31 protein-coding genes and 1 pseudogene are annotated in these 23605 nt (G+C 46.0%); 18 read left to right on the top strand and 14 right to left on the bottom strand.

The window, feature by feature from the left end:
- The first annotated feature begins 33 nt into the window (after window positions 1-33).
- Complete coding sequence (locus tag P8X24_RS03655; protein ID WP_372914192.1) at window positions 34-1032, top strand: pyridoxal-phosphate dependent enzyme; 999 nt, start codon at window positions 34-36, stop codon at window positions 1030-1032.
- Here the strand turns inward: P8X24_RS03655 and P8X24_RS03650 are convergent.
- Window positions 1018-1269 (bottom strand): hypothetical protein, encoded by a 252-nt coding sequence (locus P8X24_RS03650; protein WP_372914097.1) that lies wholly within the window; start codon window positions 1267-1269, stop codon window positions 1018-1020. The genes P8X24_RS03655 and P8X24_RS03650 overlap by 15 nt on opposite strands.
- Window positions 1270-1368: 99 nt before the next feature.
- Between P8X24_RS03650 and P8X24_RS03645 the strand changes: the two genes are divergently transcribed.
- The 3 genes from P8X24_RS03645 to P8X24_RS03635 are packed head-to-tail and all read left to right on the top strand — an operon-like array spanning window position 1369 to window position 4138.
- Window positions 1369-2181 (top strand): hypothetical protein, encoded by an 813-nt coding sequence (locus P8X24_RS03645; protein ID WP_372914096.1) that lies wholly within the window; start codon window positions 1369-1371, stop codon window positions 2179-2181.
- 59 nt (window positions 2182-2240) lie between these two features.
- Window positions 2241-3449, top strand: a complete 1209-nt coding sequence (locus tag P8X24_RS03640; protein ID WP_372914191.1) for a C/D box methylation guide ribonucleoprotein complex aNOP56 subunit — start codon at window positions 2241-2243, stop codon at window positions 3447-3449.
- A 5-nt stretch (window positions 3450-3454) separates the two neighbouring features.
- Window positions 3455-4138: a fibrillarin-like rRNA/tRNA 2'-O-methyltransferase gene (locus P8X24_RS03635; RefSeq protein WP_068322643.1), complete on the top strand. Its 684-nt coding sequence runs from the start codon at window positions 3455-3457 to the stop codon at window positions 4136-4138.
- Window positions 4139-4148: 10 nt separating this feature from the next.
- Here P8X24_RS03635 and P8X24_RS03630 read toward each other — a convergent pair whose 3' ends face one another.
- Both P8X24_RS03630 and P8X24_RS03625 read right to left on the bottom strand, forming a co-directional pair.
- A complete protein-coding gene (locus P8X24_RS03630; RefSeq protein ID WP_372914095.1) occupies window positions 4149-5180 on the bottom strand; it encodes a hypothetical protein in 1032 nt (343 codons plus the stop codon).
- 19 nt (window positions 5181-5199) lie between these two features.
- Window positions 5200-5952 carry a hypothetical protein gene (locus P8X24_RS03625; protein ID WP_372914094.1) on the bottom strand — a complete coding sequence of 251 codons (753 nt, stop codon included), beginning with the start codon at window positions 5950-5952 and terminating at the stop codon, window positions 5200-5202.
- A 259-nt stretch (window positions 5953-6211) separates the two neighbouring features.
- Between P8X24_RS03625 and P8X24_RS03620 the strand changes: the two genes are divergently transcribed.
- The gene (locus P8X24_RS03620; RefSeq protein ID WP_372914093.1) at window positions 6212-7267 is read left to right on the top strand and encodes a glycosyltransferase; all 1056 of its coding nucleotides are present in this window, start codon (window positions 6212-6214) and stop codon (window positions 7265-7267) included.
- Here the strand turns inward: P8X24_RS03620 and P8X24_RS03615 are convergent.
- On the bottom strand, window positions 7254-8921 hold the full coding sequence (locus P8X24_RS03615) for a DUF4910 domain-containing protein (protein WP_372914092.1): 1668 nt from the start codon (window positions 8919-8921) through the stop codon (window positions 7254-7256). The two genes, P8X24_RS03620 and P8X24_RS03615, sit on opposite strands and share 14 nt — an antisense overlap.
- Before the next feature lie 93 nt (window positions 8922-9014).
- On the opposite strand from P8X24_RS03615, the gene P8X24_RS03610 reads away from it, so the two are divergent.
- The 8 genes from P8X24_RS03610 (at window position 9015) to P8X24_RS03575 (ending at window position 15218) form a co-directional block, all read left to right on the top strand.
- Window positions 9015-9380 (top strand): cupin domain-containing protein, encoded by a 366-nt coding sequence (locus P8X24_RS03610; protein ID WP_372914091.1) that lies wholly within the window; start codon window positions 9015-9017, stop codon window positions 9378-9380.
- A 67-nt stretch (window positions 9381-9447) separates the two neighbouring features.
- Complete coding sequence (locus tag P8X24_RS03605) at window positions 9448-9777, top strand: helix-turn-helix domain-containing protein (protein ID WP_372914090.1); 330 nt, start codon at window positions 9448-9450, stop codon at window positions 9775-9777.
- A 35-nt stretch (window positions 9778-9812) separates the two neighbouring features.
- Entirely contained in the window at window positions 9813-10280 is a 468-nt protein-coding gene (locus P8X24_RS03600; RefSeq protein WP_372914089.1) for an Lrp/AsnC family transcriptional regulator, read from the top strand.
- An 8-nt stretch (window positions 10281-10288) separates the two neighbouring features.
- A complete protein-coding gene (locus P8X24_RS03595; protein WP_372914088.1) occupies window positions 10289-12853 on the top strand; it encodes a DEAD/DEAH box helicase in 2565 nt (854 codons plus the stop codon).
- A complete protein-coding gene (locus P8X24_RS03590) occupies window positions 12823-13419 on the top strand; it encodes an exosome complex RNA-binding protein Csl4 (RefSeq protein ID WP_372914087.1) in 597 nt (198 codons plus the stop codon). Before P8X24_RS03595 ends, P8X24_RS03590 begins: the two co-directional genes overlap by 31 nt.
- Complete coding sequence (locus tag P8X24_RS03585) at window positions 13416-14075, top strand: DUF2067 family protein (protein WP_372883388.1); 660 nt, start codon at window positions 13416-13418, stop codon at window positions 14073-14075. The genes P8X24_RS03590 and P8X24_RS03585 overlap by 4 nt, the downstream gene beginning before the upstream one ends.
- On the top strand, window positions 14035-14322 hold the full coding sequence (locus P8X24_RS03580; RefSeq protein WP_068322667.1) for a DNA-directed RNA polymerase subunit L: 288 nt from the start codon (window positions 14035-14037) through the stop codon (window positions 14320-14322). The genes P8X24_RS03585 and P8X24_RS03580 overlap by 41 nt, the downstream gene beginning before the upstream one ends.
- Complete coding sequence (locus P8X24_RS03575) at window positions 14319-15218, top strand: DNA cytosine methyltransferase (protein WP_372883387.1); 900 nt, start codon at window positions 14319-14321, stop codon at window positions 15216-15218. Before P8X24_RS03580 ends, P8X24_RS03575 begins: the two co-directional genes overlap by 4 nt.
- On the opposite strand, the gene P8X24_RS03570 is transcribed toward P8X24_RS03575, so the two are convergent.
- The 4 genes from P8X24_RS03570 to P8X24_RS03555 all read right to left on the bottom strand — a co-directional run bounded on the left by P8X24_RS03570 (window position 15208) and on the right by P8X24_RS03555 (window position 17848).
- On the bottom strand, window positions 15208-15630 hold the full coding sequence (locus P8X24_RS03570) for a nucleotidyltransferase domain-containing protein (protein ID WP_372883386.1): 423 nt from the start codon (window positions 15628-15630) through the stop codon (window positions 15208-15210). The two genes, P8X24_RS03575 and P8X24_RS03570, sit on opposite strands and share 11 nt — an antisense overlap.
- Window positions 15627-16223 (bottom strand): hypothetical protein, encoded by a 597-nt coding sequence (locus P8X24_RS03565; RefSeq protein WP_372914086.1) that lies wholly within the window; start codon window positions 16221-16223, stop codon window positions 15627-15629. Before P8X24_RS03565 ends, P8X24_RS03570 begins: the two co-directional genes overlap by 4 nt.
- 136 nt (window positions 16224-16359) lie before the next feature.
- Window positions 16360-16491 carry a hypothetical protein gene (locus P8X24_RS03560; RefSeq protein ID WP_372914085.1) on the bottom strand — a complete coding sequence of 44 codons (132 nt, stop codon included), beginning with the start codon at window positions 16489-16491 and terminating at the stop codon, window positions 16360-16362.
- The gene (locus P8X24_RS03555) at window positions 16484-17848 is read right to left on the bottom strand and encodes an ATP-binding protein (protein WP_372914084.1); all 1365 of its coding nucleotides are present in this window, start codon (window positions 17846-17848) and stop codon (window positions 16484-16486) included. The genes P8X24_RS03560 and P8X24_RS03555 overlap by 8 nt, the downstream gene beginning before the upstream one ends.
- Window positions 17849-17903: 55 nt before the next feature.
- On the opposite strand from P8X24_RS03555, the gene P8X24_RS03550 reads away from it, so the two are divergent.
- Entirely contained in the window at window positions 17904-19163 is a 1260-nt protein-coding gene (locus P8X24_RS03550; RefSeq protein WP_372914190.1) for a 2,3-bisphosphoglycerate-independent phosphoglycerate mutase, read from the top strand.
- Window positions 19164-19230: 67 nt separating this feature from the next.
- Here P8X24_RS03550 and P8X24_RS03545 read toward each other — a convergent pair whose 3' ends face one another.
- From P8X24_RS03545 to P8X24_RS03520, 6 genes and pseudogenes are all read right to left on the bottom strand, one after another.
- Entirely contained in the window at window positions 19231-19431 is a 201-nt protein-coding gene (locus tag P8X24_RS03545; protein WP_372914083.1) for a hypothetical protein, read from the bottom strand.
- A 2-nt stretch (window positions 19432-19433) separates the two neighbouring features.
- The gene (locus P8X24_RS03540) at window positions 19434-19733 is read right to left on the bottom strand and encodes an ArsR/SmtB family transcription factor (protein WP_372914082.1); all 300 of its coding nucleotides are present in this window, start codon (window positions 19731-19733) and stop codon (window positions 19434-19436) included.
- A 50-nt stretch (window positions 19734-19783) separates the two neighbouring features.
- Window positions 19784-19975 carry a hypothetical protein gene (locus P8X24_RS03535; protein ID WP_372914081.1) on the bottom strand — a complete coding sequence of 64 codons (192 nt, stop codon included), beginning with the start codon at window positions 19973-19975 and terminating at the stop codon, window positions 19784-19786.
- 55 nt (window positions 19976-20030) lie between these two features.
- Window positions 20031-20381, bottom strand: a complete 351-nt coding sequence (locus P8X24_RS03530; protein WP_372914080.1) for a DUF4405 domain-containing protein — start codon at window positions 20379-20381, stop codon at window positions 20031-20033.
- A 9-nt stretch (window positions 20382-20390) separates the two neighbouring features.
- Window positions 20391-20838 (bottom strand): annotated as a pseudogene (locus P8X24_RS03525) (DUF2202 domain-containing protein).
- Window positions 20839-20892: 54 nt separating this feature from the next.
- Window positions 20893-21117, bottom strand: a complete 225-nt coding sequence (locus P8X24_RS03520) for a hypothetical protein (protein ID WP_372914079.1) — start codon at window positions 21115-21117, stop codon at window positions 20893-20895.
- 76 nt (window positions 21118-21193) lie between these two features.
- Between P8X24_RS03520 and P8X24_RS03515 the strand changes: the two genes are divergently transcribed.
- Genes P8X24_RS03515 through P8X24_RS03500 form a run of 4 tightly spaced genes read left to right on the top strand, consistent with a single transcriptional unit; the run spans window position 21194 to window position 23599 of the window.
- Entirely contained in the window at window positions 21194-21787 is a 594-nt protein-coding gene (locus P8X24_RS03515; RefSeq protein WP_372914078.1) for an NTP transferase domain-containing protein, read from the top strand.
- A complete protein-coding gene (locus P8X24_RS03510) occupies window positions 21759-22577 on the top strand; it encodes an aldo/keto reductase (RefSeq protein ID WP_372914077.1) in 819 nt (272 codons plus the stop codon). Before P8X24_RS03515 ends, P8X24_RS03510 begins: the two co-directional genes overlap by 29 nt.
- 18 nt (window positions 22578-22595) lie before the next feature.
- Entirely contained in the window at window positions 22596-22979 is a 384-nt protein-coding gene (locus tag P8X24_RS03505) for a hypothetical protein (RefSeq protein WP_372914076.1), read from the top strand.
- A gap of 38 nt (window positions 22980-23017) precedes the next feature.
- Window positions 23018-23599 (top strand): hypothetical protein, encoded by a 582-nt coding sequence (locus P8X24_RS03500; protein ID WP_372914075.1) that lies wholly within the window; start codon window positions 23018-23020, stop codon window positions 23597-23599.
- Window positions 23600-23605 lie beyond the last annotated feature (6 nt).

The raw sequence follows: 23605 nt of genomic DNA, 5'->3' as shown, positions 1-23605 counted from the left end.
TAATCAGATAGCTATCTAAACGTGGTGACGCTCATGCACCCAAAGATTAGGACACTTCTTGCGAAGTTCTCCCGGGTTGAATTAATCCCCTGGGAAACACCAATCCAGTACCTTCCCAGGATAAGTGAAATGCTTGGTGTTGAAGTCTATGTAAAGAGAGATGACCTCACGGGCCTAGGGATAGGAGGAAACAAGGCGAGGAAGCTTGAGTTCCTCCTGGGGGATGCCTTAGCTAAGGGTGCAGACACGATAATAACAATGGGTGCTGTCCACTCGAATCATGCATTCGTAACGGCCTTAGCCGCTAAGAAGCTTGGACTTGATGTCATCTTAGTGTTGAGAGGAAAAGAGACCCTGAAAGGTAACTATCTCTTGGACAAGCTGATGGGAATAGAGACGAGGGTTTACGATGTTGAGAAAACTCCCGATTTGATTCCATATGCTGAGAAAGTTGCTAAGGAATTAGAAGAGCAGGGCAAAAGGCCATATATAATCCCAATAGGTGGAGCATCTCCGGTTGGAACCTTGGGCTACGTCAGGATGGTAGGGGAGTTATCAACTCAGATAAGCTCGCTAGGCCTAAAGTTTGATAGTATAGTTGATGCAGTGGGAAGCGGCGGCACTTTAGCTGGAATACTCCTAGGCCTTGAGCTGGCAGGTCTTGAAGTGGAGCCAGTTGGCATGGCAGTTGGAATATTTGGTGAGAAGATGACACAGAAGGTCGTTGACTTAGCTAAGGAAACTGCAAAGCTTTTAGACGTGAGTGTAGAGCTTAAGGAGCCCAAGATTTATGATTACAGCTTTGGCGCTTACGGTAGGATAGTTAGGGAGGTTGCGGAGCTAATAAGACTTGTTGGAACTAAGGAGGGAATCCTCCTTGACCCGGTGTACACAGGTAAGGCTTTCTATGGCTTAATGGACCTCGCGAAGAGGGGAGAGTTAGGCGAGAGGATTCTATTCGTACACACGGGCGGAATGCCCGGAATATTCCACTACGGCGAGGATATGCTTAGGCTGTTAAATCTTCAATAGCAAGAGAGATACTACTCCTGCTATCGCAAACCCTACCCTCATGATTTCTGATTTTTCTCCTCCTATAGCTTCGCCCAAGAGGACGAAAGATAACCCGACAACGCCCATATCATAGATTACGTAGCCAAGCTTTGTGAGGATTGATGCAGGCAGTCCTATTGCGGAAATCATTGCTCCAAGTAGCATTGTGTCTAGAACTCCAGCAACGACACCATTTTTGGCCCCTTCCAGTGCCATAACTGACCTCTTTGGTTAGTTAATCAATTTAAACTTTTAACTTTTTGATCATAACCTTTATGGGAAGAGTTATAATGTTCTTCTTTAAAAGGGGTGTCGATGGGTGTGAGGAAGCTTTTGTTGATAGTTTCCTCTTTAATAATCCTCCTTGTCCTTCTTACCCACAGTAGCGAGCACAGCGTCAATAACTCTGCTATGCGGGAGTTTCTGGAATCTCAGTATGTGCCTGAGGTGGGTCTCCTTAGGGCTTCCATAACCTCATATCCGGACAACGAGACTATATGGCTTGCCAACGATAATGTTCTCGCTGAGAGGGCTTTAAGGTTGCTTGGCTCTCCTCTTTGGAGGAACGTCAGCGAAGCCCTTAGGAGGTACAATATCTCCTATAACGGGAGAATTGATCCTCTCCTGGGTAAGCCCTTAAATGAATTCTTCTGTCCAGAAGTAATCACGATTGGAAATGTTTGCTCGAAAAAGTTCAATACGACCCTTCTTCTAAAGCTCGAGCGAGCTAACGAATCCTGTAGGATGGATGACTGGCAGGAGTACGCTGACCTTCTAGCCTATGGAGCCTTGAGCGATCTCTTAGTTGGAAACGAAACTGGTGCCTTTACCATGTACTTAAGGCTACTAAAAATGTGGGATGGTTACGGTTTTAGGGATAAGGCATTTTCTGGAGTGTATCAGACTTACAAATGCGCCCTGTTCATATACCTGTATAAGTCCCTGGGGATGCCGAAAGAAGGGAGAGACGTTTATGAGGCATGCATTCAGATAATAAGTGAGCTTCAAGCGGATAATGGGGGAATAATCACGGGCTATAGGGTGGTTGATGGAAATGTTGTCCCTGTTGGGGATGCAAATACTGAGACGACATCTATCGTTGCCATATCCCTCCTCGGTAACCGGTAAGCTTTTCTATTTCCTTAAGTCTTTTATACAATAAACCAAAGCTCCATTTGGTGAGGATGATGAAGGCGTTCATAGCTGAAAACGTTCGAGGCATCTATGCCTTCGACGAAAACGGCAAGCTCATAGCTAAGAGGTACTACACGGATAAGCCCGAGAGGGTTCTTGACAAGCTCCTTAAGGGAGAGTTCGTTGAGGATCTTAAGGCTCTTTTGAAGGAGCTCAAGGAGAATGGATACAGTGAATTCGTCTTCGAGCACCCAGAGCTCAGCAGGAAGGTGAAGGAGCTCGGCTACAATGCTACAACCGAGTTCCCCAACCTTGCAGGTGAGAGGCTCAGGAGCAATCCCGAGGAATTCCTGGGGGGGAACTGGTTTGAGGACTACTACAAGGTTGGCGTTGACCTTACAAGGCTCAGAATTCAGGAGCAGAGCGGTGCGAGGGACAAGATGGTTATTCAAGCTATTGAGGCCTTGGACGATATTGACAAGGTGATAAACCTCCTCGTGTCGAGGCTTAGGGAGTGGTACTCGCTTCACTTCCCTGAGCTCGATGAGATTCTCCCAAGGCATCCACAATACGTTGCCTTCGTAAAGACAATAGGCCACAGGGACAACGTTGATGAGGAGAAGCTTAGGGAGCTCGGCCTAAGTGAGGAGAAGATAAAGAAGATCCTCGAGGCCAAAGAGAAGACGATGGGTGCTTGGATGGATGAAACTGATATAAAGGTCGTTCAGGACTTTGCCGAGGAGATAGACAGGCTCTACAAGCTCAGGAGGGAATTAGAGGACTACATCGACAGGGCGATGGATGACGTCGCTCCCAACCTCAAGGCCCTCGTTGGTGCGAAGCTCGCTGCGAGGCTCATCAGCCTTGCTGGTGGCTTAAAGGAGCTTGCAATGATGCCTTCCTCAACGATACAGGTCTTGGGTGCTGAGAAAGCTCTGTTCAGGCACTTAAGGACCGGAGCTAAGCCTCCAAAGCACGGTGTCATCTATCAGTACCCAGCGATAAACCGCTCTCCGTGGTGGCAGAGGGGTAAGATAGCAAGAGCCTTAGCAGGTAAGCTGGCAATAGCGGCTAGAGTCGACTACTTCTCAGGTGAGTACATAGCTGAGGAACTCAAAAAGGAGCTTGAGGCCAGGATAAGGGAGATCAAGGAGAAGTATCCGAAGCCGCCAAAGAGGAAGAGGGAGGAAAGGAAGGGTAAGAGGTGGAAGGATAAGAAAAAGAAGAAGAAAAAGAAGAAGGAGAAGCCTAGGAAGAGGTGATTTAAATGGTTGAGGTTAAGAAGCACAAGTTCCCCGGCGTTTACATTGTCATTGACGACGATGGTAGCGAGAAGATAGCGACCAAGAACCTAGTCCCAGGACAGAGGGTCTACGGTGAGAGGGTAATCAAGTGGGAGGGGGAAGAGTACAGGATATGGAACCCTCACCGCTCAAAGCTTGGAGCTGCGATAATGAATGGCCTCAAGAACTTCCCAATAAAGCCCGGGAAGACCGTGCTTTACCTTGGAATAGCGAGCGGAACCACAGCATCTCACGTGAGTGATATAATAGGCTGGGAAGGGAAAATCTACGGAATTGAGTTCTCCCCAAGGGTTCTCAGGGAGCTTGTTCCTATAGTTGAGGAGAGGAAAAACATAGTGCCAATACTGGGGGATGCTACTAAGCCTGAAGAGTACAGGGCCTTGGTTACAAAGGTCGATGTAATATTCGAGGACGTTGCTCAGCCAACGCAGGCAAAGATACTCATAGACAATGCTGAGGCCTACCTCAAGAGGGGCGGCTATGGAATGATAGCGGTTAAGAGCAGGAGCATAGACGTTACCAAGGAGCCAGAGCAAGTGTTCAGGGAAGTTGAGAGGGAATTGGGCGAGTACTTTGAAGTCATTGAGAGGCTGAACCTTGAGCCCTACGAGAAGGATCATGCACTTTTCGTGGTTAGGAAGCCTTAGCCCTCCTTCTCTATGTTTTTGCTCCAGTTATGATGCTCTGCGTTATTACTACGACGCTTTTAGTTGGGTATATGGGATCTGGTATATTGACCTTTACCAATGGCGTGTTTTTAATTATGGTTGCCTTAATGATAACTTTTGGCTCACATGTTCCAGTTGTCGTGAACGTTATGGAGCCATTACTCTTTTTGAAGACTTTCACGTAGTATTCGCCACTTGTATAGTACCCTGGGGCCCCCATGTAGCTCATCCAGTCTTTTGAGTATATTTCTTCCCCTTCCGCCTTTTGTATTAAGCAATAGCCTTCTGGAGATTCAACATCCTCGTATCCTTCAAATCTTCTCAAGGCCTCTTCAACATTTTTACCAACGATTAGCAATCCATACTCACTTTTCAGGCTTTTAAAGAGTCCTCTAACCTTTTCCTTGTATTTATCTACTTCTATTCCGTACTTCTCGCTGTATCCGACCTTCTTGGGGATCCAGATTTCCACTGTGCAGTTGCCTTTGCAGGTATAGGCTACCTTGTACGTTGAGTTACCCAATGTTATGATCTCTCCCTCTATCAGCTTGCCGAGCGGATAGCTTGGCCACTTCTTAAATACAACGACCACTGGAATTATAGTATAGCTTTTTGGAGGAAGATTGAGCTTAAATTTTAGCGCACCTCTCTCCAGAGTTACGATGTCATTGCTCCAATTAATTTCGAAGAATGTTGCGTTTGGGACGATCGAAAATGTTTCCATGAGAATGAAGCCATTATTGATGAACAGAACTTCCGCGTTCTCCCAAATTTGGTGCGGAAGGTCTATGTATAGAGTCCAGTTAACCGTTTCATTATTCCTGTTGAACACAATGGCATTCAGAGTGTAGCTCTTTTCATCTATCACCTCTAGCGTTCTAATATTGGGGAGGGCCTTTATGGGCCTCAAAGACTCGTATGGGTATCTATCTTCAGGAGATGGAGTGATGATTATGTATACTGCTATTGCTAATATAAGAAAAAAAGAAATAAGAGCAAGCTTATTCTTTTCTGTATTCATAGGTCTTCCTCCTGTTCGCTTATAATTTCCATGAGCTATCTCCATCAAGTCCAAATTCTGGGCATCTGAACTCCCACCAGTGAGGTTGGATAGCGTCTACAGCCTGTTTAGCAGTCTTTCCTTTTGAAAGTTCATCCCAGAATTTTTTGCCTTTTGACTTTATATATATCAGAGCTATTTGGCCTTTTGTCCCAACATATGTTACAGAGTAATATTTTTTGAACCCCTGTCTTAGTTTGTATGAATCGCATCCTAGAACAAAGATCAAAGCTCCATTTAAATTTGCCCCCACTGCTTTAAAATTACCTGCATATATGTCGGTAGTTATACCATAAATATCATCCATGATAAGCCCCCAAATTTCCTTCTTATCATTTTTTGCAGTATGTCCATAATAGTAAATAACTCTAATATCCCTATTTAAAGCTCGAAGGAAATAGTTAGTACATTCAGAATTCCTACACTTGTTGTTACCTGCATTCCATATGATAACAGAGTATTCTTTATTCCTTAATATTTCAGAGACGTAGTCTGTATGATAATAGTTATAATCATCGTCTGGGACATAGTGGATAATTGCATACTTTCCACTACCTGATATTGAGATCATATGATATCTAGATGCAATGGGTGTTACTGCCTTCTCTCTGTTTTCTGCTGCAAATTTAAGACCTATTGGGAAGCCTATAACCTCTTTTGCACTTACAAATGTTGAACTAATAAATAAGCTCAATATTAACCCTAATAACACTATTCTTAAAAACATTCTCATAACATTACCACATTTATTGAAAACTATTACATATTTAAATCTTATGGATTAAAGATCCTAAAAGCAAAAATATTTATAATCACAAAGTTATTGTGATTTAGACTTTAGGTGGGGTAATCCCCCTCTTCTTTCTTTTCATTTTTTGAAGCCTCTGTTCTTTAGTGGAAGATGCTGGATCTTAATTTGCCCGGATTTCGGTGAGCGTTACTGCCAAAAACCTTAAATTCATCTCCCATCTTTTTCTCCTAGGGCTCTAATAATGAGGGTATCGATAATAGTGCCAACATATAATGAGAGGGAGAACCTTGAGGAGCTGTTCTCTAGAATTGACGATGCTCTCAGGAATTATGATTATGAGATAATTATTGTTGATGACGATTCTCCGGATAGAACGTGGGAAAAGGCCCAGGAACTTTCATCTAAATATCCTGTAAAAGTTATTAGGAGGATAAACGAGAAAGGTCTTTCTTCTGCTGTAATAAGGGGATTTAGAGAGGCTAGTGGTGAGATATTTGTTGTGATGGATGCGGATCTTCAGCACCCTCCCGAAGTTCTCCCCGAGCTCCTGAAGAGGATAGAGGAAGGAGCCGACATAGTCATAGCGAGTAGGTACGTTAAAGGTGGAAAAGTTGAGAACTGGCCTTTCTATCGTAAGTTAATCTCGAAAGGTGCTATCATGATAGGTAGAGTGGCCTTACCAAAGATAAGGGATATAAAGGATCCTGTCAGTGGGTTCTTTGCCCTCAGAAGGGAAGTTGTTGAGGGGGTGAAGCTGAACCCCGTGGGCTTTAAGATACTCATGGAGATTCTTATCAAGGGAAACTACTCAAAAGTCGTGGAGGTTCCCTTTACCTTTGGAACTAGGCTAGCGGGAAAGAGCAAACTTAGGGGCAAAACGATGATCAACTATCTAAGGCATCTTTACAGGCTGATGAAGTGGGAGGGTGAAATCGACAGATTAGTTAAGTTCTCCGTCGTTGGACTCTCCGGAGTACTAGTGAACGAGTTCTTTTTATGGCTCTTCGTCCACCTTGGCCTGAGTAAGGAGATCGCGGTTATCCCCTCGACCGAGCTCTCGATTATAAACAACTTCATATGGAACGATCTCTGGACTTTCAAAGATGTAAGAAGAGGAAAGCTGTGGGAGAGACTTTTAAAGTTCCACATGGCAGCGCTTACCGGTGCTATTGTTCAGTTCGTTATCTACTGGGTCTTAGTGTTCCTGGGGCTCCATTACCTTCTCGCTAACCTGCTCGGAATAGGGTTCTCGTTCATAGTGAGGTACATTGTGAATAGGCACGTTACTTGGGGTTGACTATCTTGAATTCCCTTAGGATTTCGACAGCTTTCCTAATTTTCTCCTCCTTTACCTCTCCATACTCATCCTTCAGAGCCTTCCAAGCCTTCTCTTCGCTGAGCTTTTCACTCAGCATCAAGAACTCGTACGTGTGAACAACTAGCATTCTCTCCTCTTCCATGATTTCCTTGAACTTCCTTCCAAGCTCCTCGTTCACGCTTATTAGCTTCTTGTTGCTTATTATTCCCTTCTCCTTCCACTCAAGCCATCCCTCTTCCTCTGTTTGGTTGCCCATGTTGAGCCCTAGGAACTTGGAATCCCTCGCAAGCCCATCCATGACGAGCGATTCCGCAACCTCAACTTTCCTCTGCATACCGAGCTCTCCGAGGTACTTCATGGTGTAACCCCTTGCGACCCTCTCTAATTCGGATTTTTCGGCAGTAGCTATGAACACCGCGGTGGAGAGGACAGCCTTTCCGATTATCGAGAGGCTCTCTAAGCTCAGCTTTTCTGGGGTATCAGCTGAGGTGTGGTAGTAGCTGTCGGGCCATGTTATGGGCATCGTCCCAGGAACGCCGAAGAAGTTGAATATGTCATGATCACTCCCCATCTCGTATGGATAGGCCTTCAGCTTCATCTTAGGTAAAATTGATCCGGAGAAGCTTTTTCCTCCGGAGTTGTACTTCTCAAGATAGAGCTCAAGAATTCCCGGGACTAGTGAAAATCTTGAGAGCGGTGACCTTACCAGCATTATCGTTGACTTCGCTCTATCTTCGCTCCCACCGACCATATCTAGGTTTATGTTGGCGTAGAAATCCTCCACCTTTACCTTTGGAATGAACGCTTGGGTTCCGTGGTACTCTGGGATCCATACGAACGCAAAGCCCACTCTGCCTTTCACTTTGTTTAAGACCCTTGCAAGTTCTATGAGCATTGCACTTCCACTCGCGTTGTCATTTGCTCCCGGCTTTGGATGACATATGTGGGCTGAGAAAACTAGGTACGGGGGATCTCCAACCCTGGCGTACACTATGGGTAGTGTTTCCCTGTTCTTTATCTCGGTCCCAACCTTTATTTCTACCTCTACTCCTCCTTTCTTTGCTTTCCCTATTAAATCATTGGCAACTGTTTCCGGAACTGCCACTGCGGGAATTTTGGCCCACTCAAGATCTTTCTTTGTAAGGAATAGTCCTATATAGGGAAACGCACTACCTGTTCCCTTTCTGTAAGCTATGAATGCCTTCGCTCCGGCTTTGTTAGCCTTTTCATAAGCGTCCCTCCACTTCTCGCCAACGAGAACTACCTTTCCCTCAGCCTTCTCCCAGTCCTCTTCCCTTAAAATTGGAAGAACTTCACCCTTTGCTTCCCCCGAGGGAGAGTGTGCCATCACGAGTAGTGGAGAATCTTTCGTTGTTAGCGTTTTATCTTTGAGCTTGAGCTCTCCTCCTATGAGTTCCCAGGCTATTGGCGAGGGCAACGTTAGGTGCTCTCTTATGCCATCATACTCGTCCTTGAGCATTTTTGCCTCTACTCCTTCTTCCTCAAGCCTCCTAAGAACGTACTCTGCGGCATCCACTATGCCACTCGATCCCTGTATCCTGTGGTACCTAGCTATGTTAACTACGTCCCTAAACACGTTCTCAACGCTGAACTCTTGGATATATCTTTCCATACACATCACCATGTTAAGATTCTCATCAAATAATAAAAAGAGTTGCGAAGTATTTAAATGCATCCATCTGAAAGCATGCATCGGGGATGAATGATGTACATTGGGCATGTTAAGGACACTCCAGAAAAGGATACCGGATTTGAGGGAGTGACGATAAGGTGGCTTATAAGTCCCAAAGTCGGGGCCAGGAATTTTGCGATGAGGTACTTTGTCATGAAGAAGGGTAGCGAAATACCAATTCACCAGCACGATTGGGAGCATGAGATCTTTGTTGTGAAAGGTGAGGGCTACCTAACTAAGGATGGAAAGAACTGGTTTAAGGTTGTTCCCGGGAGCTACATCTACATTCCACCAAATGAGCCCCATGGCTATAAGAACGAGGATTCTGAGACTTTTGAGTTTGTCTGTTTGATTCCAGCTAAGAAGGAGGCTATCCCAGAGGACGAATGGGTTGAGTGACCCTAACCTTTATTAATTCTTTACACATATTTGTATATGTAAACTGAGCTTCATAGGTGAGAAGCTAATGGATTCGAAGGAGGCAATAGAAAAGTTAGAATCGATACTTAGAATTATAGGTTTAAAGAGGAATGAGATTAGGATATACAAGCTTCTCGTCGAAAAGAGAAAGGGAATGAGGATAAGAGAGATTCAGAAAGAGCTCGACATTAGTGAGAGAAGTGTTAGAGAGCATGTCTTAAGTCTGTACAGAAAAGGTCTCCTAGAGAGAGAGCTAATCCAGAGAGGATGGCTCGGATACATTTATGTCCCAGTTCCTCCAGGGGAGCTACTGAAGAGGATAAAAATGAGTATAATCCAAAAAATAGAGGAACTTGAAAAGGAATTTGAAGAGTGAGTAACTTTTAAAATCACTATCAGCGGGTTTTAGCCATGCCTGGTGTGGATGAAATAGATGAGATAATAGCAAGGGAACTCAGGAAGAATGGCAGGGCAACTCTCACTGAATTGGGGAAGAAAGTTGGCCTGACACCTTCTGCTATAAAGAATAGAATTGAGAAGCTTGAAAAGCTTGGCGTAATAAAGGGTTATTCGGCGATAATTGACCCTTCATTTTTTGGAGAGTTCATAACTGCCATTGTTGAAGTTGAACTTGTGGAACCTGAGTCGCATGAGCTGGAGTCCCTCCTAAGGCCAATTTTAAAGATGAGAAACATAGTCGATGTCTATAAGAAAACTGGAGAGTTCCAGCTTGTGATTAGAGGCACGTTCAAGGATGTCGAAGCTTTGAACAGCTTCATAAGGGAGATAAGGAGAACGTACCTCAAAAACCTTGCTAGGAGAACGAGGGTTTCAATAATACTGGAGAACTTTAAAGAAAGCGGAGTCATCTTAAAGTAGGTGGTGAGATGCTGTTCGTAATAAGGAAGGGAAGAAAAAAGGGTGAGCTTGAGGCTTTCGTTATTGAAAATCCTCCGGAAAAGATATCTCAAATAAGGAACGTTAAGGCTGATCACGTTTTAAGGTTGATAATGCGCGATAACAGGCTGTTTAAGGTTCTCGAGGGCAGCCAATACAGGAATCCTAAAGAGATCGAAAAGATGCTGAGGAGCTCTAGGATAATCCTAGCAGATGCCCAGGAATGGGAAGAGTACTTCAAGAGAAAGCTCATGAATAAGAACGTTGAAAAGGCAAGTCTATGCAGGCTGTGCTTGATAAGAGGGGAGATAACGGTTCTTACAGAGGGTAGCAGGATAAAGTACAGGGACGAGTACATCTGCGAGCGTTGTGCCGAGGAAGAGCTTAAGGCAGAGCTTAGGATGAGGTTTAATTCAATAGGAATGTTTGAGCAGGCCAAAAAGCTCCTTGAGAAGTTCAAAGATCTAGATAAGGTGCTCTACGCCTTTGATCCAAGATTTGATCCAACAGAGCATCCGGAAGTTACTAAGTGGGACGAGCTCAAGGCCAAGCACGTTAAGGTTGAGAGGATGACCGTCGACCACCTGAACATTCCGGAGAAGTTCAAGGATGTCCTCAAACTTGAGGGAATAAAAGAGCTCTTGCCCGTTCAAGTTCTCGCAGTAAAGAAGGGCCTCCTTGAGGGGGAAAACCTCCTCGTGGTTTCAGCCACGGCGAGCGGCAAAACGCTTATAGGCGAGCTGGCTGGGGTTCCTAAGGCCCTTGAGGGCAAGAAGATGCTATTCTTAGTTCCCTTGGTTGCCCTAGCTAACCAGAAGTACGAGGACTTCAAGAGGAGGTACTCTAAGCTCGGTCTTAAGGTGGCGATAAGGGTTGGGATGAGCAGGATTAAGACAAAGGAAGAACCAATAGTTGTTGACACAGGAATAGATGCGGACATAATAGTGGGAACCTACGAGGGGATTGACTACCTCTTGAGAGCCGGAAAGAGAATAGGCAACGTTGGAACGGTGGTTATAGATGAAATCCATATGATAGATGATGAGGAGAGAGGGCCCCGTTTAGATGGTCTCATCGCGAGGCTCAGGAGGCTCTATCCAAGAGCTCAGTTCATAGGGCTCTCCGCTACAATTGGAAATCCGGAGGAGCTTGCAAAGTCTCTAGGTATGAAGCTTGTCCTTTACGATGAAAGACCGGTAGATCTAGAGAGGCATATAATAATAGCAAGGAATGAGAGTGAGAAGTGGAGGCACATAGCAAAGCTCTGCAGAGCTGAGGCGATGAGAAAGAGCGAGAAGGGCTTCAAGGGGCAGACGATAGTTTTCACGTTCTCAAGGAAGAGGTGCCACGAGCTTGCTTCTTTCCTAACCGGTAAGGGTCTAAAAGCTAAGCCCTACCATTCGGGATTGCCATACAAGCAGAGAAAGATAACGGAAATGGAGTTTCAGGCCCAGATGATAGATGTAGTGGTTACAACAGCAGCCCTGGGAGCTGGAGTTGACTTCCCCGCGAGCCAAGTGATATTTGAAAGCCTCGCCATGGGAAACAAGTGGCTGACCGTGAGGGAGTTCCACCAGATGCTAGGAAGAGCAGGAAGGCCGATGTATCATGAGAAGGGCAAGGTCTATTTAATAGTCGAGCCCGGGAGAAAGTATTCGGCCCAGATGGAAGGGACTGAGGATGAAATAGCCTTAAAGCTACTAACCTCCTCTATAGAACCCGTAGTCGTTGAGTGGGGAGAGGAGCTCGAGGAGGACAATGTTTTGGCTCATGCCTGCGTTTTTAATAATCTCAGGGTCATAGAGGAAGTCCACTCCCTAACGTTAGGGGCCAGCGAAAGTGCCTCTGAAGTGCTTAAGAGGCTCGAGGAGAAGGAGATGATCAGGGTTAAGGGCTCTAGGGTTGAAGTTACTCCCTACGGGAGAGCCGTAAGTATGAGCTTCCTCCTCCCAAGTGAAGCGGAATTCATAAGGGAGAACCTTGGAAAGATAGATCCCCTGGGCATCGCGATAAAGCTCTTCTCCTTCGAGAACGTTTACCTTCCCGGCTTCCTTCAGAGGGAAATAGAATCCGCAGTAAGGGGCAGGATAAGCTCCAACCTGTTCTCCAGTTCATTCGCAGCTGTCCTTGAGGAGCTCGACAAGATAATCCCGGAGATCAGTCCAAACGCGGCGGATAGACTGTTCTTGATTTATCAGGACTTCTTCAACTGCCCCGAGCAGGACTGCACGGAGTTTGCAATGGAGAGGATAGCGAGAAAAATCGTGGATCTAAGGATTGAGGGAAGAGAACCCTCAAAGATATCAGAGTACTTCAGGAAAGTCTATGGGCTGATAGTATACCCCGGGGACGTGTTTACTTGGCTAGATGGGATAATCAGAAAGCTTGAGGCTGTAGAAAGGATTGCGAAAGTTTTCAATGCGAGAGATGTCCTCAATGAGGCCTCGCTGATTAGGAGGGAAATTGAGGAGGGAAGAAGGTTTAAAGTCAGTGGTAGAGATAAAATGGTGGGAGGGAGAGGAAGTTGGATGAGGAGCAAAAGAGGAGGACAGTGAAGGAGGGAGATTTCGTTCTTCCTGGGGACTACCTGGGTGTAATAGAGGAGTACCTTCCTGGGGATGGGGTCATAGTCGAGGACGGTAACCTCTATTCGGCAAGGGCCGGCTGGGTTAAGATAGACAAGGACAAGATAGAGATAAGCCTCGAGCCAGCCTCCTCAACACCGCCAATTCCAAAAGTGGGGGACATAGTGTACGCGAGGGTCATAGACGTTAAGCAACAGGCTGTCCTTCTGAGGATGATAAAGATCGAAGGTAGGGATAACAGGGAGATAGCGACATCAAAGCTCGCCGGAATACACATCTCTCAGGTCAAGGACGGCTTCGTTGAGGATTTGAGGAACGAGTTCAAGATAGGGGACATAGTAAGGGCAAAGGTCATAACCGATGAGAAAAGCCCGATCCAGCTGACGACAAAGGATCCCGACCTTGGGGTTGTCTACGCCCTCTGCTCGAAGTGCAGGACTCCGCTAGTTAGAAAGGGCAACCAGCTCGTCTGCCCGAAGTGCGGGAACGTCGAGACGAGAAAGCTTTCCACACTCTACAGGAAGGTGAAACTATGAGGGCCAAGAAGGTCATAGTCATCCACGTGAGGGATGACGTTGAGAAGGAGGAGTTCATGAAGGAGGTTCAGAGATTAAATCTCTCTGCATTCGTGTACATCCACGGCAAGCTGAACTCCCTTAAGGTCAACGTTCAGGGAACCAAGGATGAGATAAGAGAAGCTTTAAGGGCCATTAGGGAGGCCCACAAGAGGGTTAGAGGGAGGCTCTATCCTGACAGACAGGGGCTCTTCACGTACTATCCTGACGATATATTCAGGGAGGCAAGCGCCAACGTTTCCCTTCCTATTCTAATAAGAACCCTAGAGTTGCTTGGAGAGAGGGTTGAAGTGAAGGATGAGTACATAAAGACTTCAATGCCTTGGAGGGAGATCGTCGAGCTCGTGAAGAAGCTCAGCGAGGTCGTGAACCAGATAGCCCTACAGACTACAAGGCAGATCAGGGAGGTAGTTGCTCCTGTCTCTGTTGTTTATGACATCGACCCCGAAGAGCTCCTTGACCTTCTCGTCGATTTGGGGTTGGCCGAGTATAAGGAGGATAAGTTTAAATACGAACTAATAAAGAACAAGGAGCAGGCCTTAGAGGAACTCTTAAGGCACCTTGAGGGTGAGGAGGATGAAGATAGAGGTCATAAAGAAAGAGGAGAACTTGCTTGAATTTTACTTGGAGGGTGAGGATCACACGTTCGCCAACTTGCTAGTGGAGACCCTTAGAGAGAACCCTCACGTCAAGTTCACGGCTTACACGATAGAGCACCCGATAACAATGGCGAGGAAGCCGAGATTCAGGGTAGTTACGGACGGGAAGGTTACCCCTGAGCAGGCCCTAGAGGAGGCGGCAAAGAAGATATTCGAGAGGGCCAAGGAAGTCCTTGATGCCTGGGAAAAGGCGATAAAGAAATGAGGGTTTTGGATTTATTTGCCGGAGCTGGGGGCTTTTCTCTCGGCTTTAAACTTTCTGGGTTCGAGATCGTTGGTGCGGTAGAGAACTTCAAGCCCAAGGCCAAGACTTACTCCTATAACTTCCCTGGGGTCAAAGTTGTAGCCCAGGATATAAAGCTGGTAGATCCCAGGGAGTTTGGGAATGTTGATGTTGTAATTGGAGGGCCTCCATGTGAGCCGTTCACTGCTATAAGCCAGAGGAGAATGGAAGAGCCTAGGGACAGGCTGTACAGGGATCCCATTGGAAGGCTAGTTTTGGAGTTCATCAGGTTCGTTAAGGTTCTAAAGCCCAAGGTCTTCGTCATGGAGAATGTTCCCCAGATCATGGAAGTCGAGGAGTACTTAAGGAAGGAGTTTGAGAAGGCTGGGTACGATGTTTACTTCAACGTCCTGAACGCTTTAGATTATGGTGCTCCCCAGATCAGGAGGAGAGTATTCATATCAAACATAGAGCTCAAGCCCAGGAAGGTTAAGGGCCCCAAGAAGGTTTGGGACGTTCTCAAGGACGTTCCTATAGATGCCCCAAACAACGAGCTCTGGAACCCTCCGGGAAAGGTCAGAAGGAAGATACCTTACCTTAAGTGGGGTCAAGCTGCACAGAGGTTCGGAAGGTTCCAGAACTGGATAAGGCTTCATCCCTACAAGCCCGCTCCAACCGTTAGGGGAAACAGCAGGTTCGTTCATCCATTCGAGGACAGGCCGTTAACCGTCAGGGAGCAGGCGAGGCTGATGGGCTTTCCCGATGACTTTGTTTTCCTGGGAGGGAGAAGGGTTCAGTTCGACAGCGTCGGTGAGGCCGTCCCTCCTCCCCTTGCGAGGGCCATAGCTGAATTCATTCTTCGGGAATTCAGCCTATAACCTCCGCCAGTTTCCACCTCTTCACACGCTTCCCTTCCTTTTCAATGTACTCAAGGTTTCTTTCCTTGGCAATCTGCTTTATCTTGCTCTTTAGAGCATTCCATTCGCTGGAAGAGTACAGAATTTCTCCAAATGCAACAGCGGTGTAAACAATGGGCTTATCAAAATTCTCGGGACTAATTATGTTTAGATCTATGAACCTCCCTACCTCCTTCCTGTATTTTAGTCTAATACCCCTTATTTTTTCGATGTGTTTCTGGAGATTCTTAGTGATAACGAGTACATCAACGTCATCAAAGTTCTTGGACTTTAGAACAGATCCAAATATGATAACGGCTACTAGATCATCTCCCAACATGCTTTTCAGTTCCTCTGCGAATTTTTGGAGTTTTATAATTACCTCCCTGTTCATCGCTTAAGGTTTAGCCAGACCTTAATTGGTATAAAAGGTCTGGCTAAACCTTTTATACCAATTATGGTGAACAGAGCAATACCAATAACCACAAAAACCCAATATTTGTTGCTTTCCTTGCACGTGGGGATTTCTCTAAGTTCCGTATCAAGCTTTACTGCCTTTCCCTGATAGAACAGCAGGGGTGGAATTCCCGAGCCAAGTTTCGTCTTTATGGGCTCAGTGTAGTATACCAAGGATTTGGAGATAAGGAGCACGCTTCGGAATTTCTTAGGATTATAGTTCGAGTAAGTGAATGTAGTTTGAACACCGGGCATCTCTGTTTTTATCGAGCTTGGCCAGTTCTTTGGGCAGTTGGAAGTTGCAGATCCATTCTCGAACTTCAAAACTGTGCAGTTCCAAACGGGGTTGAAGCATTCCCCCTCAAGCCTGTACACTTTGAGCTCTATTTTCTTGGCCATAATTGTGAAGTTCCTGGGTGATCCCCCAACCGTTAGCGTGATGTTTTTGTAGGGAATAAGCCTCTCCCTGCGCTGGAGAACGTAAAAACTTCCGTTGATCTCAGCCACTACCGGAGGATCTTCAAGGAGCATATAGCTTTTCCCCAGGAACGTGGCTTTCCCGTTTTCGTCCAAGAAATAAAAGAAATAGTAATCCCCCTCCGGGGAATTCCTCCTGAGAACCCACTCATCAGCTATCTTCTCACGATGAATTCGGAGTGTTTTATGACTACAAAGGTTCTCTTCCAGCTGGTATAACCGAGGCTATGGAGTACTCCTCGTAGGGTGTGTAGGAGTTCGCAAGTACGAACGTTGAAAGGAATATTAAGGCCAAAATCAGCAGGAAGTTGCGGTTAAGCACTTTCTCTCCCCCGCATTAACCCTTCTATATCCCTTAGGTCAAAGACCAGTTCAAATTCTTCCTTACCTCCAGCTCTCTTCGCAATTATGCCAAAATGTATCTCATAGCCGTCAAGTCCTAGAAGGTTTGCCTTTCTCTCGAGCTCCCTAAGTATCTTCTTTATCCTTCTCTTTGTCAGGTCACTCCACTTAACTTCAACGAGGAGTGCCTTCCTATCCCTTTCATTTAGTGCAACTATGTCGATCTCCTCTCCTTTATGCCACCATCTGCCTAGTTTTGTGAATTGGAAAGGGAGTACTCCCTTTCTGTTTGCTTCAATTAAGAACTCCCTTGCAATTCCCTCAAAGGGCTTGCCCAGGAATGAGTTGAAGTTCCTGGTGAAGTCCTCTATTGCATTCTCGGGGAAGTTGCTTTCAATTTCTTCGTAGTATGGGCTAACGAACCTTGACCAGAATAGGAAGTAATTGTCAGAGATCTCATATATCCCCCTCTTGCCGAAGAGGGGAACGACCTTCCGAATTATTCCAAGCTCGCTGAGGGTTCTGAGGTAAGGCATTATTTGATTCTCCTTCATATAGCAGAAGTTTGCTATCTGGGTTATTCTTGTGTTTCCCCTCGCTATCGCCTCTAAGATCGTGAGATAAACCGACAGTTCCCTTAACTCTTCACTAAGCAGGGCTTTGGCTTCTCTAAAGAGAAATGAGGAGGGATTGAAGAAGTTGTTTTTTATTTCCTCCTCAGTGTTATCCCCTTTGAAGAATTCTAGGTACTTTGGTGTGCCCCCGGTTACGGAGTATATCTTTACCAGTTCCTCAGCATTTGCATCAAACCACTCAAACAGGTGCTTAAATTTTAGGGGCTGAACCTTTATGTTTGCATCGCTCCTTCCGTAGATGGGGCTCGAATACCTGAACAGTTCCCTTTTGAGTAGCGAGACGTAGGAGCCGGAAACAACTACCATTGCATTTAGATCTTTATTCTCCTCTATGGCCCTTGCAAGTTCGCTCAAGATTCCTCCTTCCTTTTTTATTAAGTATGAGAACTCATCCAAGATTATGAGAATCCTCCTATTTGTTAACCGTTTTAGAAGACTGAAAAGCGAAGGAAAGTCTGGTATATTCACGTTAATTCCGATGAATTCCGAAACTTTCCTTGATATCAGCTTGAAGTTGTATTCTCTAGGTTTGTCCTCGAATATAATGAATATTCTATCTTTTCCCTTTGAAAACTCATCTAAGAGTCTAGTTTTTCCAACCCTTCTCCTTCCATACACTAAAACAAATGTCATGCCTTCCTTCTCCCACAACTCCTCAAGGATCTCTAGCTCCTCTTTTCTGTTCACAAATTTTCTAATCATGATTATTATAATCATGATTATAGTTTTTAAGGATTTCGAAGAATTAATAAGCCAGATGCTACATCCACCCTTGGTGATAAACGTGCAGAGGAAGGGAATTCTCATAATTATAGATGGCCTTGGAGACAGGCCCATAAAGGAATTCAACGGTAAAACGCCCCTTGAATACGCCAACACTCCGAACATGGATAAGCTCGCTAAAATCGGAATTCTCGGTCAGCAAGACCCAATAAAGCCTGGCCAGCCTGCCGGAAGTGATACTGCCCACTTGAGCATCTTCGGCTACGATCCATACAAGACATATAGGGGAAGAGGTTTCTTTGAAGCATTGGGTGTTGGCCTCGACTTGGATGAAGACGATCTCGCTTTCAGAGTAAATTTCGCAACCATAGGGAACGGCATAATAGTTGACAGGAGGGCAGGTAGGATTAGCACGGAGGAGGCCCACGAGCTCGCCAAGGCCATTCAGGAGCAGGTCGATATAGGTGTTGACTTCATCTTCAAGGGTGCAACCGGCCACAGGGCAGTCCTCGTCTTAAAGGGAATGGCTAAGGGCTACAAGGTCGGGGAGAACGATCCCCACGTTGAAGGAAAGCCCCCTCACAACTTTGACTGGGAAGACGAGGAGAGCAAGAAGGTTGCCGAAATCCTTGAGGAGTTCGTAAAGAAGGCTCACGAGGTCTTGGAGAAGCACCCGATAAACGAGAAGAGGAGAAAGGAAGGGAAGCCAGTCGCAAACTACCTCCTGATTAGGGGGGCTGGAACTTATCCCGATATTCCTATGAAGTTCACAGAGCAGTGGAAGGTTAAGGCGGGGGCAGTTGTTGCAGTAGCATTAGTGAAGGGAGTTGCGAGGGCCATAGGCTTCGATGTGTACACCCCCGAGGGCGCAACAGGAGAGTATAACACCGATGAGATGGCGAAGGCTAAGAAAGCTGTAGAGCTGTTGAAGGACTACGACTTCGTGTTCGTCCACTTCAAGCCCACTGATGCTGCCGGCCACGACAACAATCCAAAGCTTAAGGCTGAGATGATAGAGAAGGCCGACAGGATGGTAGGTTACATAGTTGACAACGTCAACCTTGACGAGGTTGTTATAGCCATAACAGGAGACCACTCAACGCCATGTGAGGTTAAGAATCACAGCGGTGATCCGGTGCCCCTCCTGATCGCGGGAGGTGGAGTCAGGGCAGACTACACGGAGAGCTTTGGTGAGAGGGAAGCAATGCGCGGAGGACTTGGAAGGATAAGGGGCCACGATATAGTGCCCATAATGATGGATCTCATGAACAGAACCGAGAAGTTTGGGGCTTGATCCTTTATCTGTTTTTAATGTCAGGAGAAAATTTTGAGAGCCATCTGTAAGGGTTTATAAGGGGAAATTAAACCTCTTCAAGCTTTTTCCTGGTTTCCTCCGTATCCCTCTTTACATCTTCAAGCATTTTCTTGAGGTTGTTGAGTTCAAGCTTGAGCTCATTTAAAGTTTTGTTGGCCTGATAAACTGCGAATATCAAGACGATGAGAATTATCAGCTCGATAGCTACAGAAACCCAACTGCTTGGGGTTGAACCTTCCCAAGCCATGTTCACATCTCCAGCTCTTTTATCATTTCATTGTCTATAACTATCCTAAACTTTTTTGCCCTATAATACTTCTTCGCCCTGGGATCTCCTTCCTCCAATCTAAGCTCGCTCTCCACCAATCCTGCCTTTTCAAGCTTCCTTAAGTGGAGGTACAGGAGTTGCCTAGAAATGCCGAGAACCTTGGCTAGCTCATAAACGTACCACTCCTTCTCGCAGAGAAGCTTTAGAATTTTAAGTCTGACCGGGTTTGCCAGTGCATCCGCGATCGTCACCAGCTCCTCCGCTTTTACCATGGTTATCATTCCCTACTATACTGCCCTCCTTATTATTTTTTAGGAAAAGAAGAAAAGGGTTATCCACGAAGTTCATTGAGTAAAGGCATTGCCTTTAGCTCTCTCCTGTCCATCTCATACTTGTACTCTATCTCCGCAAGCTTGGTTTCGGGTGTGCACTCAATGTCCTTCTCCCTTAGTTTTTCTACTAGTGCATCAACTGAAACGTTGAAGTAGTCCGCGAGCTCTTGAACCGTATAGTACTTCAGCATTTGGCCGGTTATCAGGCTTTCTTCCTCGTATGAGTCTGAGGTATCTTCGCTTTCTTTAGCTGTATAGTTGGCGAAGGCTATGTATCCAGCGGACAGCACAATTAAGGATAGAAATATCCCAGCTATCCTCTATCTTTGACTTTTTCAGATCCATTCTGAGCATCGTTATCATGCTGTTGAACCCTATGAGCGGGTGGAGGCCGACTAAGCCGATCATCACGAAGCCTAGGTAGGTATGTATGGTTTCCCAGGAGTCCTTACTTAGTCCTAGGAAAGTCCAGCCTATGGATTCGGCAATTCTACCGCTCGGGGCTAAATAACGGACTATTCCAGAGATTGCAATTATGATGAACGTTATAGTGAGCAAAAAATCGATTATACCTCTCAAAAGTGCTGAGGCTCTCATCAGCCTCACCTAATAATCAGTGGAAGGGGCAGCCTTGGGCCCTCTTCCCCTCTTCATACCTCCCTTACACATTTCGCAATGTCCATATGCATGCCCATGCCACTGACTTGAAAGGATCTCATTTACCTGGTCTTCACTTAGCACTTGGGGCTCGTAGCTTACTCTCCTAACCTCGAGGTTCCTGACGAAGGCCCTCAAGTGGTTCTCGCTGCCCTTCATGAGGTTCCCGAACACCTGAATTATGTCTTGGTTGTCGACCTTGGTGAGCCACCCCTCTAAATCCTTTATGTCGGTCTCTTCTATCAGCGACCTTTAGTGCCTCAACTTTATCTGTTGTCATGCCTATCAGCTTATTATAGAGCTCCTGGAGCTCTTGGTTCTCAAATACACCGACTTCATCCAGCGTTAATGGTGCCGTTAGGTTGTACTTCTCTATTAACACTAGCACGGCATCCATGTGCCTCTGCTCGCTCTGGGCTATCATCTCGAATACCGTAAGGTTGCACTTCTCCTATAGGGTTAAGTAAACGTCCCTCGCGAGCTTCTCCTCTTCAACTATGTAGAGTAGGGCTTCTTTTTCTTCTTCGCTCAGCTCGCCGGTGTAGGTGAGGTTCAGCTGAAGAGCCCCTGGGTAAGGCCCAGACTCTCCCCTGTACGCTGCTACGCTACCAACTACAAACCCAAGGAGTACCAGCAGGAGCACCCCAATACCTACCAACTTCTTCCTTATGTTCATAACTTTCCTTTATATGTAAGTTTTATGTTACATATGCATGCTGAAGTTTATAAAGCTTTCTGTCTTAGGTTGGGTGATGATAGTAGTAATGGCGGGTGGAAGGTCAAGGAGAATGGGTAAGGAAAAGCCCGTTCTGAAGGTTGGCGGGGTGCCAATGGTGCTGAGGGTTTACGAAGAGGTTAGCAAAGTTGATGAGAGTATCGTGGCCGTTTCTAGGCATACTCCAAAAACTAGGGAGCTGTGCACTAAGGAGGGAATTGAATTCATCGAAACTCCTGGGGCCGGGTACGTTGAAGATATTAATTACCTATTAAGGGAACTTGGGCCTTTCATAAGCGTTTCCTCTGATTTGCCCTTCATTAAGGCCTCAGACGTCTATGAAATGAAGAAGGAGTTTGATGGAAGGGTAAGCTTGACCGGTGTTTTGCCCTTGAGTTTAGTTCCCAGGGATCTAAATCCCGTCGTGTACAGGGGATATGCAATAGTTGGTGTGAACGCGGTGGGAGTTGAGGGTGAAGAATTCTTCATCTTACACAACCCGTTGCTCGCTTTGAACGTTAACGCACCCTGGGATCTTGAGTTGGCTAATAGAATAACTAAAATACTTGGAAGCAAGGTATTGTTAGAGAGGAGTGATCTCCATGAAGGATCTCAAGGTTATAGGGGATGACAAGGTTACCGCGATAGGAATGGGAACCTGGGGAATTGGGGGGAAGGAAATTCCCGACTACTCCCACGACAAGGAGGCAGTTGAGGCGTTGAGGTTTGGGATAGAGCTGGGCATTAACCTTATCGACACGGCAGAGTTTTATGGGGCCGGCCACAGCGAGGAGTTGGTTGGAGAGGCCATAAAGCCCTACGACAGGGACGAGCTTTTCATAGTCAGCAAGGTCTGGCCAACTCATTTTGGCTATGAATCGGCTAAAAAAGCTGCAAGGGCAAGCGCAAAGAGGCTCGGGACTTACATAGACCTCTACCTTCTTCACTGGCCCGGAACTGACTGGAGGAAAATAGAGGAAACCCTTCACGCGCTGGAGGATCTCGTGGATGATGGACTCATCAGGTACATTGGGGTGAGCAACTTCGACTTGGAACTCCTTAAGCGCTCTCAGGAAGCTATGAGGAAGTACGAGATAGTTGTAAACCAAGTGAAGTACTCGCTTATGGACAGGACTCCCGAGGAAACTGGCTTGCTTGATTACATGAAGAGGGAAAAGATAACGCTCATGGCCTACACCCCTCTCGAGAAGGGCATTTTGGCGAGGAATCAGTGCCTGGCGGAGATAGGGAGGAAGTACAAGAAGACTGCAGCCCAGGTTGCCCTGAACTATTTGATATGGGAGGAGAATGTTGTGGCTATTCCAAAGGCCGTGAAGAAGGAACACATAGAGGAGAACTTTGGGGCGATGGGCTGGAGGTTGAGTAAAGAGGAGAGGGAGAGGGCTAGGATGTGCGTTTAAGAATCGGGTGGTGATTTCGTGGCCTATTTGGTCGAGTTCGGCTACATCTGTCCCCACTGCGGTAAAGCTGTAGAGGAAGACCCAATACAGTTCTTGGAAAGCGAAAAATGTGAGGTTGAAGTCTTTAAATGTCCGCACTGTGGAGGGAAGTTCAAAGTCGTGGCCGTGGAGATTAAGGATATAAATACTGAAACGGGGGATGTAGAAACCTTTGAGTGTGATATTGACGTTAAGTACGAGCATGGAGATTTTGGCCCTTATTGTCCCAAGTGTCTCAACTTCATTCCTTGGGATGTCCTTCCGGACGAGGGGCTTTTTAAGTGCCCGCACTGTGGTGCTGAGTTGAAAGTTGAGTGGATAAGCCTTGAGGAGTTCAAAGAGATGCTTGATTCTCAAGATTGAGAAATTGCTTAAATATAGCATTTGCGGAGGTTTTAAATATGGGGATTGAAGTTCAGAACAACAAAATAATAATTAGGCGTGAACTCAGCGAACTTGATAAGTTCGTGCTTGACGTGGTGAATTTAGTGGGAAGGTATGCTAGGTACGTCATAGTTAGTGGATACGTCATGATATTGCTTGGTCGTTCTCGAGGTACCGAGGACGTTGACTTCATAATTGAAGAACTACCCAGGGAGAAATTCCTTAAAATGTGTGAGGAGGCAGAAAGACATGGCTTTGAATTTCTGAACCCTGAGGACTGTGGTGGGCTTTATGAAATGCTTAGGGGAAAATTGGGAATAAGATTGGCCAGAAAAGGGGAGATAATTCCCAATGCAGAGATAAAGTTTCCTAAGGATGAGTTTCATAGGGAGGCCCTTGAGAATAGGCTTCTAGCTGAGCTCAATGGCAGGGCAATTTACATATCTCCGATAGAGCTTCAGATAGCCTACAAGCTTTACTTAGGCACGGACAGAGATTTTGAGGATGCCTTCTTCTTATATGAGCTCTTCAAAGAGAAAATTAACAGGAGGGCCCTCGATGAATATGCAAGAAGGCTCGGAGTTAAAATCAAATTCTAAGCGGGA

Origin of the sequence: Pyrococcus kukulkanii (assembly GCF_041647995.1) — an archaeon.
Taxonomy (GTDB): Archaea; Methanobacteriota_B; Thermococci; order Thermococcales; family Thermococcaceae; genus Pyrococcus.
The sequence above is the reverse complement of the archived record's forward strand: the minus strand, read 5'-3'. Positions and strand labels throughout refer to the sequence as shown.

What these genes read in the sequence shown, in the direction of transcription:
- P8X24_RS03655 (WP_372914192.1), top strand. Translation starts at nt 34, where the DNA reads ATGCACCCAAAGATTAGGACACTTCTTGCGAAGTTCTCCCGGGTTGAA.
- P8X24_RS03650 (WP_372914097.1), bottom strand. Translation starts at nt 1,269, where the DNA reads ATGGCACTGGAAGGGGCCAAAAATGGTGTCGTTGCTGGAGTTCTAGAC.
- P8X24_RS03645 (WP_372914096.1), top strand. Translation starts at nt 1,369, where the DNA reads ATGGGTGTGAGGAAGCTTTTGTTGATAGTTTCCTCTTTAATAATCCTC.
- P8X24_RS03640 (WP_372914191.1), top strand. Translation starts at nt 2,241, where the DNA reads ATGAAGGCGTTCATAGCTGAAAACGTTCGAGGCATCTATGCCTTCGAC.
- P8X24_RS03635 (WP_068322643.1), top strand. Translation starts at nt 3,455, where the DNA reads ATGGTTGAGGTTAAGAAGCACAAGTTCCCCGGCGTTTACATTGTCATT.
- P8X24_RS03630 (WP_372914095.1), bottom strand. Translation starts at nt 5,180, where the DNA reads ATGAATACAGAAAAGAATAAGCTTGCTCTTATTTCTTTTTTTCTTATA.
- P8X24_RS03625 (WP_372914094.1), bottom strand. Translation starts at nt 5,952, where the DNA reads ATGAGAATGTTTTTAAGAATAGTGTTATTAGGGTTAATATTGAGCTTA.
- P8X24_RS03620 (WP_372914093.1), top strand. Translation starts at nt 6,212, where the DNA reads ATGAGGGTATCGATAATAGTGCCAACATATAATGAGAGGGAGAACCTT.
- P8X24_RS03615 (WP_372914092.1), bottom strand. Translation starts at nt 8,921, where the DNA reads ATGGAAAGATATATCCAAGAGTTCAGCGTTGAGAACGTGTTTAGGGAC.
- P8X24_RS03610 (WP_372914091.1), top strand. Translation starts at nt 9,015, where the DNA reads ATGTACATTGGGCATGTTAAGGACACTCCAGAAAAGGATACCGGATTT.
- P8X24_RS03605 (WP_372914090.1), top strand. Translation starts at nt 9,448, where the DNA reads ATGGATTCGAAGGAGGCAATAGAAAAGTTAGAATCGATACTTAGAATT.
- P8X24_RS03600 (WP_372914089.1), top strand. Translation starts at nt 9,813, where the DNA reads ATGCCTGGTGTGGATGAAATAGATGAGATAATAGCAAGGGAACTCAGG.
- P8X24_RS03595 (WP_372914088.1), top strand. Translation starts at nt 10,289, where the DNA reads ATGCTGTTCGTAATAAGGAAGGGAAGAAAAAAGGGTGAGCTTGAGGCT.
- P8X24_RS03585 (WP_372883388.1), top strand. Translation starts at nt 13,416, where the DNA reads ATGAGGGCCAAGAAGGTCATAGTCATCCACGTGAGGGATGACGTTGAG.
- P8X24_RS03580 (WP_068322667.1), top strand. Translation starts at nt 14,035, where the DNA reads ATGAAGATAGAGGTCATAAAGAAAGAGGAGAACTTGCTTGAATTTTAC.
- P8X24_RS03575 (WP_372883387.1), top strand. Translation starts at nt 14,319, where the DNA reads ATGAGGGTTTTGGATTTATTTGCCGGAGCTGGGGGCTTTTCTCTCGGC.
- P8X24_RS03570 (WP_372883386.1), bottom strand. Translation starts at nt 15,630, where the DNA reads ATGAACAGGGAGGTAATTATAAAACTCCAAAAATTCGCAGAGGAACTG.
- P8X24_RS03565 (WP_372914086.1), bottom strand. Translation starts at nt 16,223, where the DNA reads ATGCTCCTTGAAGATCCTCCGGTAGTGGCTGAGATCAACGGAAGTTTT.
- P8X24_RS03555 (WP_372914084.1), bottom strand. Translation starts at nt 17,848, where the DNA reads ATGATTAGAAAATTTGTGAACAGAAAAGAGGAGCTAGAGATCCTTGAG.
- P8X24_RS03550 (WP_372914190.1), top strand. Translation starts at nt 17,904, where the DNA reads ATGCTACATCCACCCTTGGTGATAAACGTGCAGAGGAAGGGAATTCTC.
- P8X24_RS03545 (WP_372914083.1), bottom strand. Translation starts at nt 19,431, where the DNA reads ATGGCTTGGGAAGGTTCAACCCCAAGCAGTTGGGTTTCTGTAGCTATC.
- P8X24_RS03540 (WP_372914082.1), bottom strand. Translation starts at nt 19,733, where the DNA reads ATGATAACCATGGTAAAAGCGGAGGAGCTGGTGACGATCGCGGATGCA.
- P8X24_RS03535 (WP_372914081.1), bottom strand. Translation starts at nt 19,975, where the DNA reads ATGCTGAAGTACTATACGGTTCAAGAGCTCGCGGACTACTTCAACGTT.
- P8X24_RS03530 (WP_372914080.1), bottom strand. Translation starts at nt 20,381, where the DNA reads ATGAGAGCCTCAGCACTTTTGAGAGGTATAATCGATTTTTTGCTCACT.
- P8X24_RS03520 (WP_372914079.1), bottom strand. Translation starts at nt 21,117, where the DNA reads ATGAACATAAGGAAGAAGTTGGTAGGTATTGGGGTGCTCCTGCTGGTA.
- P8X24_RS03515 (WP_372914078.1), top strand. Translation starts at nt 21,194, where the DNA reads ATGATAGTAGTAATGGCGGGTGGAAGGTCAAGGAGAATGGGTAAGGAA.
- P8X24_RS03510 (WP_372914077.1), top strand. Translation starts at nt 21,759, where the DNA reads ATGAAGGATCTCAAGGTTATAGGGGATGACAAGGTTACCGCGATAGGA.
- P8X24_RS03500 (WP_372914075.1), top strand. Translation starts at nt 23,018, where the DNA reads ATGGGGATTGAAGTTCAGAACAACAAAATAATAATTAGGCGTGAACTC.